We start from the raw sequence: 14,724 nt of genomic DNA, 5'->3' as shown, positions 1-14,724 counted from the left end.
CACTCTGCGGGTCTTTTTTTTGCCCTTTTTTGTAAATAAACCTGCTTAATACCCCTAACTTTTTTAAGAACGCTGCTCTAAAGTAGGGTTTAACGTTTTGAAATATTCTTTATAAGGTAATTACTCAGCAAATTATTGATCTGTATATGGCTCTATATACAGGTGAAATCCAGACTTAATCGAATCAAGGATTATAATTAAAGTGTATGCAACAGAAAAAATACATTTATAAAAAAGCACTAGGTGTAGATGCAATCTACACCTAGTGCTTTTTTTTATTAAATATAAGATGGATGTATTTCGATTTATGATAATGCTAATCACTTCCAGCATTACATTTAATTGAAAAGGCCTACTGAAAGGTTCTTTTTAATGCGTATTAAAGTGACCTTATTGGTGAAGGTCTCCTCTTTTAACTTCTATTTTGTTGGAGATCAAAATCCCCATTCATTTTGACGGTTCCATTGCTATGACCAGGTTCTTATTGTCGGGACTTAAGGTAATACGGCTAATGTTTTTGTAACCGGGAATATTCAGGGTTGCTATTTCTTCCCAATCTGTACCTTTGCTAATGTTTTTAAGGTAGATGGAATTATCCCTTGCCATTATTAGATTGTTCTTGTCCAACCAAAAGAAATCTTCAGCATTCCCTAGTGCAGTGCCTATAGTTGCTGATTGTCTGTTTTTTATATCGAATGCTTTTAATTCAAATACCTCTTTGCCATCTGAGACAATATTTGAGCCTTTATCCAGGTAAACGATTTCGTCTGTGCCTGGGCGACGCTTGATACAACGTCCTGGGTTTTGCGCCACTTCAAATATATCTTCTCTGCTATAGGGATAAACCAATCGATTCGGTGTTCCCAATAGAAATAAGGCTGCTGTTTCTCCATGCCAACCATAATAACCCACTGGTTTAATGTCATCGTATAGCAATTCGGGCTCTCCGAAGTTTATTGGGTACAACCATAAGCGCTGGCTACTGTCTTTCTCCACGGTTACGGTTGAGATGTATTGCCCGCAACTTGTAATGTCAGGAGAGAATTCACTTATATCCGAAGTTCTGGTCATATTAGTGAATTTGTCATTGCTCAGGTTATACATTATAATGTCAAAATTTCCTGATTCATCTTGTGAGGTGAATGCCAATTGGCTTTTATTTATAAAAGTAGGCTGGTTGTCGTAATACTTTCCTGAAGTGATTTTCTTAGCTGTTTCCGAAAAAATAGTAAATCCAAACAGGCCTTTTTTTGCCTGGATTAAAAATAAGTCTGATGACTTCTGAGCATGAGCATAGGTTAAAGTAAAGAAAAAAATAGTTGCTAAAAGTAGATTGTAAGGTTTAATTGTGCTGCTGAACATTTTCAATATAAACATGTTTTTGATAATTCGATTAATTTTCTAATGTACAAAATGCTACCGGAATTCATTACCAAATTTGACAGAATTCAATTAGTCCTTTTATTGGGAGGACCCAGGATCACAATTTCATTTCCCTTAGTGTCGATCAGTGTTCGTTAATGAACAATATTTGTACTCTATGCGAACACATCTCCTTTAATATATGGCTTCTACAAGCTTAAATACCCTATTTTATAACTGGCACTCTATTCGTATATTCATTGGTATGAAAGTTAACCAATCAGGAAATCTGGAATTGATTGTATGGCTGCTTGCACTGATTAGCTTATACGCTTTTGGAGGTGCTTCAGTTCATACTTTTAGTCTATGCCCATTGGATAATCTTGGGTTTACCTGGTGTCCTGGCTGTGGGATAGGTCGTTCCATGCATTATTTTATGCATGGTGATTTCATAAATTCCTGGAATTATCATCCATTGGGATGGTTTGCAGTAGGGGTTATATCGTTTAGAATTATTGAATTGTTCAAACCAAAATAAAAAGAAATTATGGCAAATGTATTGAGACACCTACCAGAATTGGAAGGTATGGAATTGGGTTATATTCAAGGGATATTGAAGGACATGAATGAAGAGCAGGCAGGTTTATTTGCTCAGGTTTACAGGGCCAGAAGAAAGGATAGTCAAATGATTTTAATCCTGACACTAATTGGGTTCTTCGGGTTTGCTGGTTTACATCGGTTTATTTTGGGTCAAATTGGTCTTGGAATCCTATACTTATTTACCGTGGGTTTATGTTTTGTGGGTACCATAGTGGACTTGGTCAATTATAAAAGCCTCACTTATGAATACAATATTAAAATGGCGCAAGAAACCTTAACCTTGTTAGCTTTGAGCAATGACTTTAAAACTAAAAAAGATGAATAGGTATCCAATATTGTTTCTGTTTGTATTGGTGGGTTTTTCAGGGCTGCCATTTGGTTGTAATCCATTGCCTATGGAAACCATTACAGATATGGAAAATTCCTATGATGGAATTACTAAAGTGAATGTAAATGGAGGCTCACTTGAAATCAGTTATATTGGAGGTGAGGATAGAAAAGCTGTAAATATAGAAGCTTTTGTAGAAGCCAGTGATACTGAGATGGAAGGTGTAATTGTAAGAAGAGTGGGGGATGAGTTGAATGTTAATTTTGAATCAGGTAGTAATGGTTCTTTTTTTTCAGCTATTAATGTGGAAGGTTATATAAGCCTCACTGGACCAGTGGACATGGCCGTAAATATTAACAATTCATCTGGAACCTTGGAAGTAATCAATGTTACTAATGATGACATTGTATTGAATGGAAGCTCAGGTAAGATTGTAGGAAGAAATTTAAAATCCCCGGATTTAAAGGTAAAAATATCATCAGGTAAGCTTGAGTTGAAAAACATTGAAGGAGGTTTGAACATGGAAGTGTCTTCAGGCATGGGGACCCTGGAAGGTATGAAGGGGGATGTTAAATTTAAAGGATCTAGTGGGATGGTTGTTTTGTCTAATATTGATGGACTTCTTTCAGGTAGTATGAGTTCTGGTAAAGCAGACCTTAATAGGGTTAGTCGATTAGGTGAGATAAGCCTTTCTTCAGGGATGTTAGAGGCTTCAAAATGTGGGATAGGGGCAGAAACGAATTTGTCAGCTTCTTCAGGTTATATGACTGTGAACACCACTTCTTCCCTGAAAAATTTCAATTTCGACTTTAAGGTTGGTAGTGGAAGGCTTAACATTGGTGATCAGTCCAGCAGTGATGATATGTATGTGAACAATGATGCTGATGTCACAATTAAGGGACGAATACAATCTGGAAAGATGGTAATCAGTGAATAATTAGTAATCGTGGTTTGGTATGTTTTGTCCTGTGTAGTAGGGACTAATGACTTTTAGGTATTTTAAAATAGTTTAGATAACGTACCAAACCATCTTTTAAAAAAGTATAGACAAAAAAAAAGCAACCTTTAAGGTTGCTTTTCACTACTGATGTCAATGTTATGTTATGCGTTAACTACCTTCACATTCACTGCATTCAGACCTTTTCTTCCTTCTTTAAGGTCGAAGGATACGTCATCGTCTTCTCTGATTTCGTCGATAAGTCCAGAGACATGCACAAAATACTCTTTTGATGATTCGTCATCGATAATAAAACCGAATCCTTTGGATTCATTAAAAAATTTTACTTTTCCTGTGTTCATAATAATATTAATTGATTGTATTTACTGGGGTAAAGATAAGAATTCTTTTCGCAAATAAAACTCTTGAATAAATTTATTTTCAGGAATTAAAAGATTGCATAAAATGTTGTGGCCATACATTTGACATAAACATTAAGATTCAACCCTTTTATAGGATTATTATTTCATCAATTCTACGCCCTCTTTAAGGCACTTTTGAACTTCATTTTCTGGCCATATTCCGGACTGTACTTCTCCAATATGTTTTTTTCTTAGCAAAAACATACAAGTTCTTGATTGACCAATTCCACCACCAATACTTTGTGGTAATTCTCCGTTCAATAATTTTTTATGGAAGAATAAACTGCTTCTTTGTTCTTCACCAGAAATTTTTAATTGGTGGGCTAAAGTTTCTGCATTTACTCTTATTCCCATAGATGAAAGCTCGAATGAGTTTTCAAGTAGGGGATTCCAAACTAAGATATCTCCGTTTAGTCCTTTATATCCCTCTGAATTGAAACTACTCCAGTCATCATAGTCAGGTGCTCGACCATCATGTTTTTCACCGTTACTTAATTCATCCCCTATACCAATAAGGAAAACCGCACCGTGGGCTTTGCAAGCCTGATATTCTCTTTCTTTTGGCGTTAAGTCCGGGAATTCCTTTAAAAGGTCTTCTGCCTGGATGAATTTAATTTTCTCTGGTAAAATAGGAGCTATCTCTGGAAAAAGAGAGGATATGTTTTTTTCCAATTCTTGAAAGATGCCGTAAATACTTTCTACAACTTCTTTTAAGTATTCCAAACTCCTGTCCGAATTACTAATTTTCTGCTCCCAATCCCACTGGTCGACATAAAGGGAATGTTGAGGAGAATAATCTTCATCAGGCCTTAAGGCTCTCATGTCAGTTATAATACCTTCTCCATTTTCCGTTTCAAGTTCAGCTAATTGCCATCTTTTCCACTTGGCTAGTGATTGAACTACTACCGCAGGAGCATCCGACTGGTTTTTTATTGGAAACCTTACAGGGCGTTCTGCACCACTCAAGTCGTCATTAATTCCTGTACCATCCATTATCACTAGTGGACATGATACTTTGAAAAGGTTTAGCTTTTCAGACATCAATGCAGGAAATTTTGTTTTGATAAGGTCTATTGCCTTTTCTGTCTCTCTCCTGTTTAATAAGCAATTGTATTTCAGCTCACTAGTTGCCAGCATGTTTTTATATTTACTATGTTCACTATTTGTCATTTTTCTCAAAATCGCCTCAATATTAAAGAAAAGAATTGATTCAAGAAAATATCATGGTTCTTACCCAGGTATTAAGGCAGAAAGTTGATGTAAACGGGTTTGTGTATTTCTGTTTGTATATCAGTAGGTTTTATCTCACCAGTTGTCAGGTCTCTTTCGAAGACAATGATTGAATTTGAACCTTGATTTGCAGCTAATAAGTACTTTCCGTCGAGGGTAATATTGAAATTTCTTGGAGATTTTCCTCCGGAAGAAATTGTTTGTACATGAACCAAATCACCTTTGTCTATGATTTTAAAGACTATTATCTCGTTGGCATCTCCACGGTTAGAGGCATACAAGAATTTCCCATCAGGGCTTAATCTTACTTCAGCAGCACCTACATTTCCTTCGAAATTGTCTTCTGTCAATTTATGTGTAGCTATATGCTTCAATTCTCCATCATTGTAGGCATAAACACCGACTTCTGCAGAAATCTCATGTATCAGATAAAGCCTGTCTCCAGCATTATTGAACACCATGTGCCTCGGTCCAGCTCCTGGAGCGACCTTTAAGCTGAATATTGGTTCTGGGTTTAAAGGTTCTTCCTTTTTGCTATCAAAATCGTAAACGACTACTTCATCCGTACCTAGATCAGCTATGAATAAGTTGCCATCTTTTGGGTTGAATATAGCAGAGTGTACATGCGGTTGTTTTTGCCTATTGGGAATCAGGCTGCTTCCTTTATGTACGATTACCTGGGCAACAGTTTCAAGTTGCCCATCTTCAGAAATTGGGATAATTGAAAAATCACCTGATGAATAGTGGGCAGCTACGACAAAACCTTCACTTGGATCTAAGGTGATGTAGCAAGGAGATTTACCTTCAGCCTTCACTGTGTTTAATATCTTTAGCTTTCCATCAATAAGACTGAAAGCACTTACTTTTCCTCCTTCATCCCCACCAGTTTCTTCTACTGCATAGACACGGTCCTGCGCTTTATTTGCGATTACAAAAGATGGATTGTCAGGATCTGAAGCAGAAGAAAGGGTTTTTATTTCTCCAGCTGCCGGATCAAATTCCATAAGGTGTATGCCTTGTTCAGGAGAATTGGTATAAGTTCCTAGCAAGAACTTATGGGTAACTGGGCTCTCTTTGACTTTCATTTCTGCTTTCTCAGTGTTGGCTGTTCCGCAAGCAATGCATAGCATTAATAAGCTGCTATTAAATAGATTTTTTACTTTCATTTTTTTCTTTGATTTCGTCCATGCCACTGGCCAACCCATGCGTTTTGGGATGGTATTTTCCTTTGAGGTCATCCTCTTTTGATTTTGACCATAATTTCACGCCTGAAAAATAGGATGCCCTACCTATCATGTGTGCACCTACTGGGGCTGTTAACAGAATGAAAGTAATGATTGCCAACACTCTGGAAGTAATCCCAATTTCATTGAAATAAATTGCAGCAGAAATTAACAACAAGCCAATGCCTAATGTAGCGGCTTTGGTGGTTACTGAAATTCGCAAATAAAGATCAGGCATTCGAATAACGCCTACTGCGGCTAGTAATATGAATATTGCTCCTAGAGCACTTAGTATTATGATCAGGTAATCATTCATTTTTCTCTCTTTTATCTAAATAATAAGAAAATGCGACAGTGCCTAAAAAGGCTATCAAAGCCATGATCATGGCGATATCCAGAAATGCCGGCTGATCAGTATAAATACTATAAATAGTAATGATACCAATACCAGTGGTAAGCAATAGATCAAGGGCTACCACCCTGTCTGAAAGTGTAGGGCCTATTAGAAACCTAATAAATATTAGTAAGGTCGAAATGGCCAAAACAGGAAGTATTATATAGTATAGGAAGTCGTATACACTCATCTCAATATCTCCAAAAGTTTACGTTCAAATCCATTTTTTATATCAGCAATAAAGGCTTCTTTATCTTTTACATACATGGCATGTACGTAAAGCACTTTTCGGTCATCAGAAACATCAAGACTAAGTGTGCCAGGTGTCAGCGTTATGAGGTTGGCCAATAAAGTGATTTCCACATCAGTTTTGGCATCTAGAGGAATCTTTATGATTCCAGGTTTCATAAAATAACTGGGTGTAATCACATCGTAAGCAACCTGTAAGTTGGCTTTAACCAATTCATACAAGAAGAAAAAGATAAAAGCTACAAGCTTTGGCCCTCTGGAGAGGTAACGGTTATTTTGCTCGTCCCTGGAAATAAGCCAAAGCAGAAAAAAGCTTAACGCAAAACCAAATACGAAATTAACAAAAGAGAAAGTACCTGTCACTGCGAGCCAGATAAAGGAAAGCAATAGGTTACTAAGAAACCTGGTTTTTATCATTTTTCTATTGAATTAATTGCCCAAAACTGCTTGAATATATAGGGTAGGATCCATTAGGTTCTCCGCAATTTTTATTGATAATCGCATTACCCATTCTGCTCCAAAACCTATACCCAAAGAAATTAGAGAAAGGAAAACGATAGAGCCTACCATTGCTTTTCTTTTCAGAGGTTTTAAAGCATTGTAATATTTAATGTGTTTTTTCTCTGGCAACTCAGGACCATCCTTCCAGAAAACCTCTGACCACAAGCGGGCTATAATGAATAAGGTAAGGAAACTTCCCAAGATTATGAAAAACACCACTAACATATTTGATTGATCGATGGCTCCCTGAATCATTAAGAGTTTGCCCCAAAAACCTGATAATGGAGGTATACCTACCAATGAAAAGAGAGGAATAGCCATCAACAGACTCATCTTTGGATGCTCTTTATAAAAGCCTCCAAGTAAACGCATGGAATAGGTACCCTTGAATTTGAAAATTAAGCCACTTACCATAAAAAGGTTGGTCTTAACAATGATGTCATGTACCAGATAAAATATGGCACCTGCAATGGCTAGGGTGCTGTATACACCCAATCCCGCGAGCATAAAACCGATGTGGCAAATGATGAGGTAACTAAAGACTTTTCGAATATTATTTTGAATCAATGCCCCAATCCCTCCAGATAGGATGGTGAAGATTGCAATGACCATGATCACTGTGGAAAGGAAAGTGTCAGGGATGAAAATCAAGGTAAATACCCGAAGCATGGCATATACACCTACCTTGGTGAGTAAGCCACCAAAGATAGCTGAAATGGCTGGCGGTGGGGTATGGTAGGAAGCAGGTAACCAAAAATAGAGTGGGAACACTGCTGATTTAATTCCAAACCCAACAAGGAATAGAATTGCTGTTACATTGACCAAACCCCTGTTTTCTATTTCTGCCACCCGAAGAGAAAGATCGGCCATGTTCAAACTCCCCGTCAAACCATACAGTATAGCGATGGCTGTAAGGAAAATGACCGAGGCCAGTAGGTTCATGGTGACATATTTTATGGCACCTTCTATTTGGGCCTTTTCACCACCGAGGGTAAGCAGCACAAAGGAGGAGATAATGATGATCTCAAACCAAACATAAAGATTGAATATATCCCCTGTAAGGAAAGCACCACTTAATCCCATTATAAGTAGGTGAAAGATTGGGAAATACCCGAATTTGATACGAGCGTTTCTTACACTGCCAACAGAATAAACGCTGACAGCCAGACCAGCAATAGCTGTAAGCAATACAAGAAGAGCACTAAATGTATCGGCTACAAAAGTAATCCCAAAGGGGGCTTCCCATCCGCCTGCTTGCATGATCTGAATGCCTTCATTGTCCACTTTTATAAGGAGTAACAAGCTTATTACGAGAGCTATTAAAGATCCGGTTACAGAAATTAGCTTTTGAATATTCTTACTGCTCCAAGAAAACATCAGCAATATTGCGATGAAGAGCTGTAAAATTACCGGTAAAACAATGTAGGGGTTGTTCATAAGTCTTCGTCGGTTGCGTTCATTTCGTCCAGGTCATCCGTTTTAACCACTTTATAGGCACGCTTGATTAAAATAATGGCAAAAGCCTGTAGTCCAAAACTAATTACTATGGCGGTAAGGATAAGTGCCTGAGGTACCGGATCGGCATATATTTCTCCCAGCATCTTTTCTGAAGCTCCGATAATAGGAGGCTTTCCTTTAACTATTTTTCCTAATAAAAAGATCAATAAATTGGCTCCATTTCCCAGTAAAATTAAGCCGATAATCAGCTTAACCAAACTTCTTCTAAGCATCATGTAGATGCCGGCGGCATATAGGAGTCCTATAATTATTACCAATAAAATTTCCATACTATAAACCTTCTGATATGGTGAAAATAATGGTGAGGGTGACACCAATAACAACAAGGTAAACACCAGTGTCGAAGAACAAGGCGGTACCAACTGATCCGATTACCGGAACAGCATTTTCCATCCAGAGACCGGTCATAAATGATTCGCCAAAAAACAGGGGCAAAGCACCAGAGGCCAGGGCCAGGAGCAACCCGACTGGCATCAAGAAACCAGGGTGAATGGACATGATGTTTTTAGTTTTCTCTATTCCATTGGCAAATGAATGGATCACGAAAGCAATAGATGCCATCAGACCTCCAACAAAACCACCGCCTGGAAGATAATGCCCACGCAATAATATAAAGATGGAAAAGAGTAATAATAAAGGAAGCAAGTATACCGAGGCAGTCTTGAATATGATGGTTTTCATAATTATTCTTTTTCAGTACTTTTAAGATGGAGTTTTAAAAGGCCAAATACGCCAATGGCAGCAATAGTCAATACGGTGATTTCCACTATGGTATCAAAGCCTCTAAAGTCAACTAGGATCACATTGACAACATTTTTACCTTTCCCAAGAATATAGGCGTTCTTCGCATAATACTCACTGATCTCTTTGGTAACGGATTCGTTCATCACCTCTAATGTCAATACACTGATGAGCGCACCAAATACAAGCGCCAACAATCCATCCCTTATTTTGTCATTGTTGTCGGGAAGAACAAGGTACCTGGGGAGGTTGTATAAAACCAAAACAAACAAGATCACTGTCAAGGTGTCTATCGAAAACTGAGTCATGGCCAGATCCGGTGCAGAATAGAATAAGAATATCATGCAAAAGGAATAGCCAACGACACCTAATGAAGCCACTGCGGTGAGCCTTGATTTAGAAAAGACAGTAAAGAAAATGGCTGTAGCCATTATGATGATTACGATTGCCTCATAAAAGGATACTTCAGTGAGTTTTGCCGTATCTATATACAACTCTACACCTGTGAAGAAACGATACCCCAGTAAGATGCATAAAAAGGAAAGAATGGTGATCAGGTAAAACCTTAAATAACCATTTTGGAAAAACTTGGTCCAATTTCTACTAAACCCAACAAAGCCATTGGCTAGGTTAGTAATGATTGATTGTGGAGAAATCTTTTCAAATCGGGTCACTTTCGCAAGCAATCCTTCGGAAGGCTTTAAAAGAAAATACAAAGTGGTACCTGAGCCAATGGTAATGGCGCTTAATAACAAGATCAGGTTAAAGCCATGCCATAATTTCAAATGAAAATCAGGAGTAGCTCCGGTAATTGCCTGAACGGTAGGTTTTATGATACTTCCTTCGATTAGTCCTGGAGCAAGCCCAAAGACGATACCCAATACCCCTAGAAGTAAAGGCGGGATGTACATGGCAGGGCTTGGAAGATGAAGTTTCTCGAATTTCTCTGGCAGCTTGCCAACAAATGGTTTTATACCTGCCAAAAACCCTGCAAATAATAAGGCAACATTGGTGAAGATCGCCAGGCCGGTGAGCAGCCAGGCGATATCACCCATCCCAAGGGTGGCATCGTAAATTAAATCTTTACCAACGAAACCGAAGGAGGGAGGTATTCCTGCATTGGATATGGCTGCGAGCATGGCAGCAATTCCGACAGGAAGCATGACTTTGTTTAACCCCCCGAGTTGTCGAATATCTCTGGTGCCAGTTTCATGGTCAATAATGCCTGTGACCAAAAATAGCGTTGCCTTATATAAGGCGTGAACTAAAATAAAGACGGAAGCAGCTAGCAAAGCCTCTTCTGTGCCGAGACCAATTAGAAAAACCAATATACCAAGCGCCGAAATGGTGGAATAGGCCAATATTCCCTTAAGATCCAACCTGAATAATGAGTGAATAGCTGCATAAGTCATGGTAATGGCACCAACTATAATAAGTGTACTGTTCCACCATTCATGGTTTCCCAAAATTGGTGTAAACCTGGCCAATAAATAGATCCCTGCTTTCACCATCGTTGCTGAATGCAGGTAAGTGGACACAGGCGTAGGGGCTTTCATTGCTCCTGGCAACCAGAAATGAAATGGGAATTGAGCAGATTTAGTAAATGCGGCAATAAATAAGAAGAACAATACCCAACCATATAGGCTGTTGGATTGAATGGATTCCGCTAGAGGTGCAAGAGCAGATATTTGATAGACATCTGTAATTTGACCCAGACCGACCATTGCTGCCATCAAAAACAACCCGCCAATGCCTGTCACTGCCAAAGCTGTTATGGCTGATTTTCTGGAATCAGGATTGTCATTATTAAAGCCGATCAAAAAGAAAGAACTGATACTAGTAAGTTCCCAGAATATAAAAAGGGTATAAATATTGTCTGATAATACCAATCCAAGCATGGAAGCCATAAACATGGAAAGGTAGCCATAGAACCTGTCCAGGTAATGGTGTCCTTTAAGGTAGGCTGAAGTGTAAATAAATACCAGGGTACCAATTCCACTGATCAGTAAAACAAAAAGGTAGGACAACCCATCAAGGTAAAGGTCCAGGTTTACACCTATGGACGGAACCCATTGGTAACTAATCTTTAAAGTTTCTCCTGCTAATATTAACGGCAGTTTTGAAAGGAAAAACCCAAAAATGGAAAGTGGCAGAATAGCAGCCCAAATGGTAGATTTAGGCTTCAGCCAGCCCATGATCAGTGGGATTACTAAAGCAAAAATAAATCCCGAAATTACAGCAATCAACATCAGCGATTATTTAACGAGTTTGTTTAACGAAAGCCTAAAATACGAAAAATAATGTGATTAGACAGGTCTTATATTGTCCTTTACATCAATGGTTAGTTGGAAACTTTAATAAGCCACTGATTGTAAGCAAAATATATTAAGTGAGGCAATTAGTAGCGAAATTATACCAGAGTTTTGATGCATAGAAACAAAAAAATGTGCATTTTTGAGATATAGCAAAGAATAAATTTAACCTTTTCAACCATGGCAAACATCTACGAGACTGAAGTCGCAAAGCGTTTCACGATTTATAACAGTCTGTTTTTAGACCTGCCCTTTGACCAAATATACAGAACAGGCACACTATTGCCTATCTTATCTGAGGCATGCCAAAGTGGGTTTCAAAAAAATAAAACGCCAAAAGAGATAATCCGTCAATTCTTTGAGGAGTTAATGACGGATAAATCCGAAGAAGAAAGGCATGACCTCCTTTTCAAAATGGTCCAGTATATCGAGCGTCAGGTTGTTTTATTTGATTCGATAGAAGATGCTTCTTTCGAAAAATTCAATGACATCAAAGGTAAAGGTACCATGACGGCATTGATTGCTAGGGCAGAAAACGATCATAAAAAAGAAGAACTCATAGAAAAGCTAAAAACCTTTTCTGTTCGATTGACTTTAACCGCTCATCCTACACAATTCTATCCTGGCAATGTACTGGCCATTATTACTGACCTGGAACAAGCCATAAGGAAAAATGACTTGGGTGATGTTGATCTTTTACTTCGCCAACTTGGTAAAACTGCTTTTATTAATAAAGAGAAACCTTCTCCTTATGAAGAGGCGGTAAGCTTAACCTGGTTTTTGGAATATGTGTTCTACCCGAGTATATCGGATATCATGATTCGCATCCTTAACCAGTTGAATATACCACTTCATGATTGGGAAAACCCCAACTTGCTGAAAGTAGGCTTTTGGCCAGGTGGTGACAGGGATGGGAATCCTTTTGTTACCCATGAAATAACAAAAAAGGTAGCAGATAAGCTTCAAAACAGTATTCTAAAATGTTACTATAGAGATATCCGAAAAGTCAGACGGAGATTAACTTTTCATAATGTGGAAAGTTATCTGATCAAAGCTGAAAAGGGTATTTACAATACCTTATTTAGAGGTGAAGGTAGTGGTGAAGTCTTTAAATCTAAAGATGAATTGCTTGAAGTTTTGTATGCCGCAAGAAAAGGTATAATTGAAGAACATGGTGGCTTGTCCCTGGAGTTGTTGGATGAGTTCATACTAAAAGTGAGGGTTTTTGGCTTTCATTTTGCCAGTATGGACGTAAGACAGGACAGCAGGAAACATGATGACCTTTGGGATGCCCTTATCACTAAAAATGATGGAGAAGCAGCTTTAGAGGCTTACCATAAAGGTGATGAGGATTCAAAAATCCAAAAAATTCTTTCTGTAGAGCAATTGCCAGAAATTAGTTCTATGGAAGATCCTTTTCATAGAGAGATGCTTGAAAGCATATCCTCCATAGCTTATATTCAGAAAAACAATGGACCGATGGGGTGCCACAGGTACATTATTTCCAACAACCAGTCTTTACTGCATGTTTTGGAAGTTTTTCAGTTGAATAAATTATTGTTATCGAATGGTGGCGATCTTTTACTCGACATTGTACCATTATTTGAGACCATTGATGATTTAGCTGCTGCCCATGGCGTCATGGAGGCCCTTTATAACAACAAAATCTACAGAGAACACCTGCGTAAGCGAGGCAATAAGCAATCTATTATGCTGGGCTTTTCTGATGGAACCAAAGATGGAGGTTATATAAGAGCCAACTGGTCTATACTCAGGGCCAAGGAGGAGCTGACGAAAGTAGCCAGACAGGATGGGATAGATGTTGTCTTCTTTGATGGGAGAGGTGGACCACCTGCCAGAGGTGGTGGGAATACCCATAACTTCTATGCTTCACTCGGACCAAATGTGGAAAACCGTGAGATTCAAATCACGATACAGGGACAAACCATTAGTGCCAATTATGGCAAACCAGTAAGTTGCTCCTACAACCTGGAACAATTGTTAAGTGCTGGGATGGAAAGTCATTTGTATCCATCGAGTGAAAACAGTCTGACTGAGAAACAAAAGTCTCTCATTGATGAGATGGCAGACATAAGCTATAATGCTTACAAGGAGCTTAAAAATCATCCTCAGTTTGTTCCTTATTTGGAAAAAGTAACCCCTTTGAAATTCTTTGGAATGACCAATATTGGGTCAAGGCCAGTTAAAAGGAGTAAAGGTGGTAGCATGAAGTTTGAGGATTTAAGAGCGATTCCATTTGTGGGTGCTTGGGCTCAAATGAAACAAAATATCCCTGGTTTCTATGGTGTAGGTAAGGCCATTGAAGAGCTTGAGAAAGAAGGCAGGTTAGGAGAAGTGCAGCAACTTTACAAAGACTCTTTGTTTTTCCGCTCACTACTCGGTAACTCTATGCAGTCTCTTGCCAAGGCATTCTACCCAGCAACAGCCTACCTTAAGGAAGATCCTGTATACGGAGGTTTTTGGGAGTTGATGTATGGTGAATACCAAAGGTCATATGATAAAATTCTAGCTGTAGCAGGTATGGGGACTTTATTGGAGGACAGTCCGGTAAGTAAAGAATCCATTGCCATTAGGGAAAGGATTGTTTTGCCATTGATCACCATCCAGCAATATGCCATTCAGACCATATTAGATACTGGAAAAGAAGACAGGGCTTTACAAAACCTGATTTTAAGAACCATGTTTGGAATCATTAATGCCGCAAGAAATGCTGCTTAACGATTAGAAAAACATTCTTTTATTATATGAAAAGGCCACTGTTACAGTGGCCTTTTTTTGTGTAACCTCACTTGACCTGAAATTTCAATTACGACGAACCCTTTGTAGGGTTAGCTGAAATGATGCACTGAAGGGTTTTCTGTAACTGAATATGATTTAGGAATAAAT

15 protein-coding genes are annotated in these 14,724 nt (G+C 38.4%); 4 read left to right on the top strand and 11 right to left on the bottom strand.

Annotated elements, in window-relative coordinates; all coding sequences use genetic code 11:
- Positions 1 to 447: 447 nt before the first annotated feature.
- Entirely contained in the window at positions 448 to 1,377 is a 930-nt protein-coding gene (locus ADICYQ_RS00440) for a TolB-like translocation protein (protein ID WP_235114202.1), read from the bottom strand.
- Positions 1,378 to 1,627: 250 nt separating this feature from the next.
- On the opposite strand from ADICYQ_RS00440, the gene ADICYQ_RS00435 reads away from it, so the two are divergent.
- The 3 genes from ADICYQ_RS00435 to ADICYQ_RS00425 are packed head-to-tail and all read left to right on the top strand — an operon-like array spanning position 1,628 to position 3,227.
- Positions 1,628 to 1,900, top strand: coding sequence for a DUF2752 domain-containing protein (locus ADICYQ_RS00435; RefSeq protein WP_020891438.1), 273 nt, complete (start codon positions 1,628 to 1,630; stop codon positions 1,898 to 1,900).
- 9 nt (positions 1,901 to 1,909) lie between these two features.
- Positions 1,910 to 2,287: a TM2 domain-containing protein gene (locus ADICYQ_RS00430; protein ID WP_020891437.1), complete on the top strand. Its 378-nt coding sequence runs from the start codon at positions 1,910 to 1,912 to the stop codon at positions 2,285 to 2,287.
- Positions 2,280 to 3,227, top strand: a complete 948-nt coding sequence (locus ADICYQ_RS00425; RefSeq protein WP_161625559.1) for a DUF4097 family beta strand repeat-containing protein — start codon at positions 2,280 to 2,282, stop codon at positions 3,225 to 3,227. The genes ADICYQ_RS00430 and ADICYQ_RS00425 overlap by 8 nt, the downstream gene beginning before the upstream one ends.
- Before the next feature lie 164 nt (positions 3,228 to 3,391).
- Here the strand turns inward: ADICYQ_RS00425 and ADICYQ_RS00420 are convergent, their stop codons facing one another.
- From ADICYQ_RS00420 to ADICYQ_RS00375, 10 genes are all read right to left on the bottom strand, one after another.
- Entirely contained in the window at positions 3,392 to 3,589 is a 198-nt protein-coding gene (locus ADICYQ_RS00420) for a cold-shock protein (protein WP_014020889.1), read from the bottom strand.
- A gap of 159 nt (positions 3,590 to 3,748) precedes the next feature.
- Positions 3,749 to 4,819 carry an aspartate--ammonia ligase gene (gene asnA, locus ADICYQ_RS00415; protein ID WP_235114200.1) on the bottom strand — a complete coding sequence of 357 codons (1,071 nt, stop codon included), beginning with the start codon at positions 4,817 to 4,819 and terminating at the stop codon, positions 3,749 to 3,751.
- Positions 4,820 to 4,890: 71 nt separating this feature from the next.
- Complete coding sequence (locus tag ADICYQ_RS00410; protein ID WP_020891433.1) at positions 4,891 to 6,045, bottom strand: lactonase family protein; 1,155 nt, start codon at positions 6,043 to 6,045, stop codon at positions 4,891 to 4,893.
- Complete coding sequence (gene mnhG, locus ADICYQ_RS00405) at positions 6,023 to 6,418, bottom strand: monovalent cation/H(+) antiporter subunit G (protein ID WP_040413647.1); 396 nt, start codon at positions 6,416 to 6,418, stop codon at positions 6,023 to 6,025. Before mnhG ends, ADICYQ_RS00410 begins: the two co-directional genes overlap by 23 nt.
- A complete protein-coding gene (locus tag ADICYQ_RS00400) occupies positions 6,411 to 6,686 on the bottom strand; it encodes a cation:proton antiporter (protein ID WP_020891431.1) in 276 nt (91 codons plus the stop codon). The genes mnhG and ADICYQ_RS00400 overlap by 8 nt, the downstream gene beginning before the upstream one ends.
- Positions 6,683 to 7,162, bottom strand: coding sequence for a Na+/H+ antiporter subunit E (locus ADICYQ_RS00395; protein WP_020891430.1), 480 nt, complete (start codon positions 7,160 to 7,162; stop codon positions 6,683 to 6,685). Before ADICYQ_RS00395 ends, ADICYQ_RS00400 begins: the two co-directional genes overlap by 4 nt.
- A gap of 12 nt (positions 7,163 to 7,174) precedes the next feature.
- Positions 7,175 to 8,683, bottom strand: a complete 1,509-nt coding sequence (locus tag ADICYQ_RS00390) for a proton-conducting transporter transmembrane domain-containing protein (protein ID WP_020891429.1) — start codon at positions 8,681 to 8,683, stop codon at positions 7,175 to 7,177.
- Positions 8,680 to 9,033 carry a Na+/H+ antiporter subunit C gene (locus tag ADICYQ_RS00385; protein WP_020891428.1) on the bottom strand — a complete coding sequence of 118 codons (354 nt, stop codon included), beginning with the start codon at positions 9,031 to 9,033 and terminating at the stop codon, positions 8,680 to 8,682. Before ADICYQ_RS00385 ends, ADICYQ_RS00390 begins: the two co-directional genes overlap by 4 nt.
- A gap of 1 nt (position 9,034) precedes the next feature.
- Positions 9,035 to 9,445 carry a Na+/H+ antiporter subunit B gene (locus ADICYQ_RS00380; RefSeq protein WP_020891427.1) on the bottom strand — a complete coding sequence of 137 codons (411 nt, stop codon included), beginning with the start codon at positions 9,443 to 9,445 and terminating at the stop codon, positions 9,035 to 9,037.
- A gap of 2 nt (positions 9,446 to 9,447) precedes the next feature.
- Positions 9,448 to 11,754 (bottom strand): putative monovalent cation/H+ antiporter subunit A, encoded by a 2,307-nt coding sequence (locus ADICYQ_RS00375; protein ID WP_040413646.1) that lies wholly within the window; start codon positions 11,752 to 11,754, stop codon positions 9,448 to 9,450.
- A 243-nt stretch (positions 11,755 to 11,997) separates the two neighbouring features.
- Between ADICYQ_RS00375 and ADICYQ_RS00370 the strand changes: the two genes are divergently transcribed.
- Complete coding sequence (locus ADICYQ_RS00370) at positions 11,998 to 14,556, top strand: phosphoenolpyruvate carboxylase (RefSeq protein ID WP_020891424.1); 2,559 nt, start codon at positions 11,998 to 12,000, stop codon at positions 14,554 to 14,556.
- The last annotated feature ends 168 nt before the right edge of the window (positions 14,557 to 14,724 follow it).

Source organism: Cyclobacterium qasimii M12-11B (assembly GCF_000427295.1).
Classification (GTDB): Bacteria; Bacteroidota; Bacteroidia; order Cytophagales; family Cyclobacteriaceae; genus Cyclobacterium; species Cyclobacterium qasimii.
Note: the sequence above shows the minus strand (reverse complement) of the source record. Positions and strands in the feature narration are given on the sequence as shown.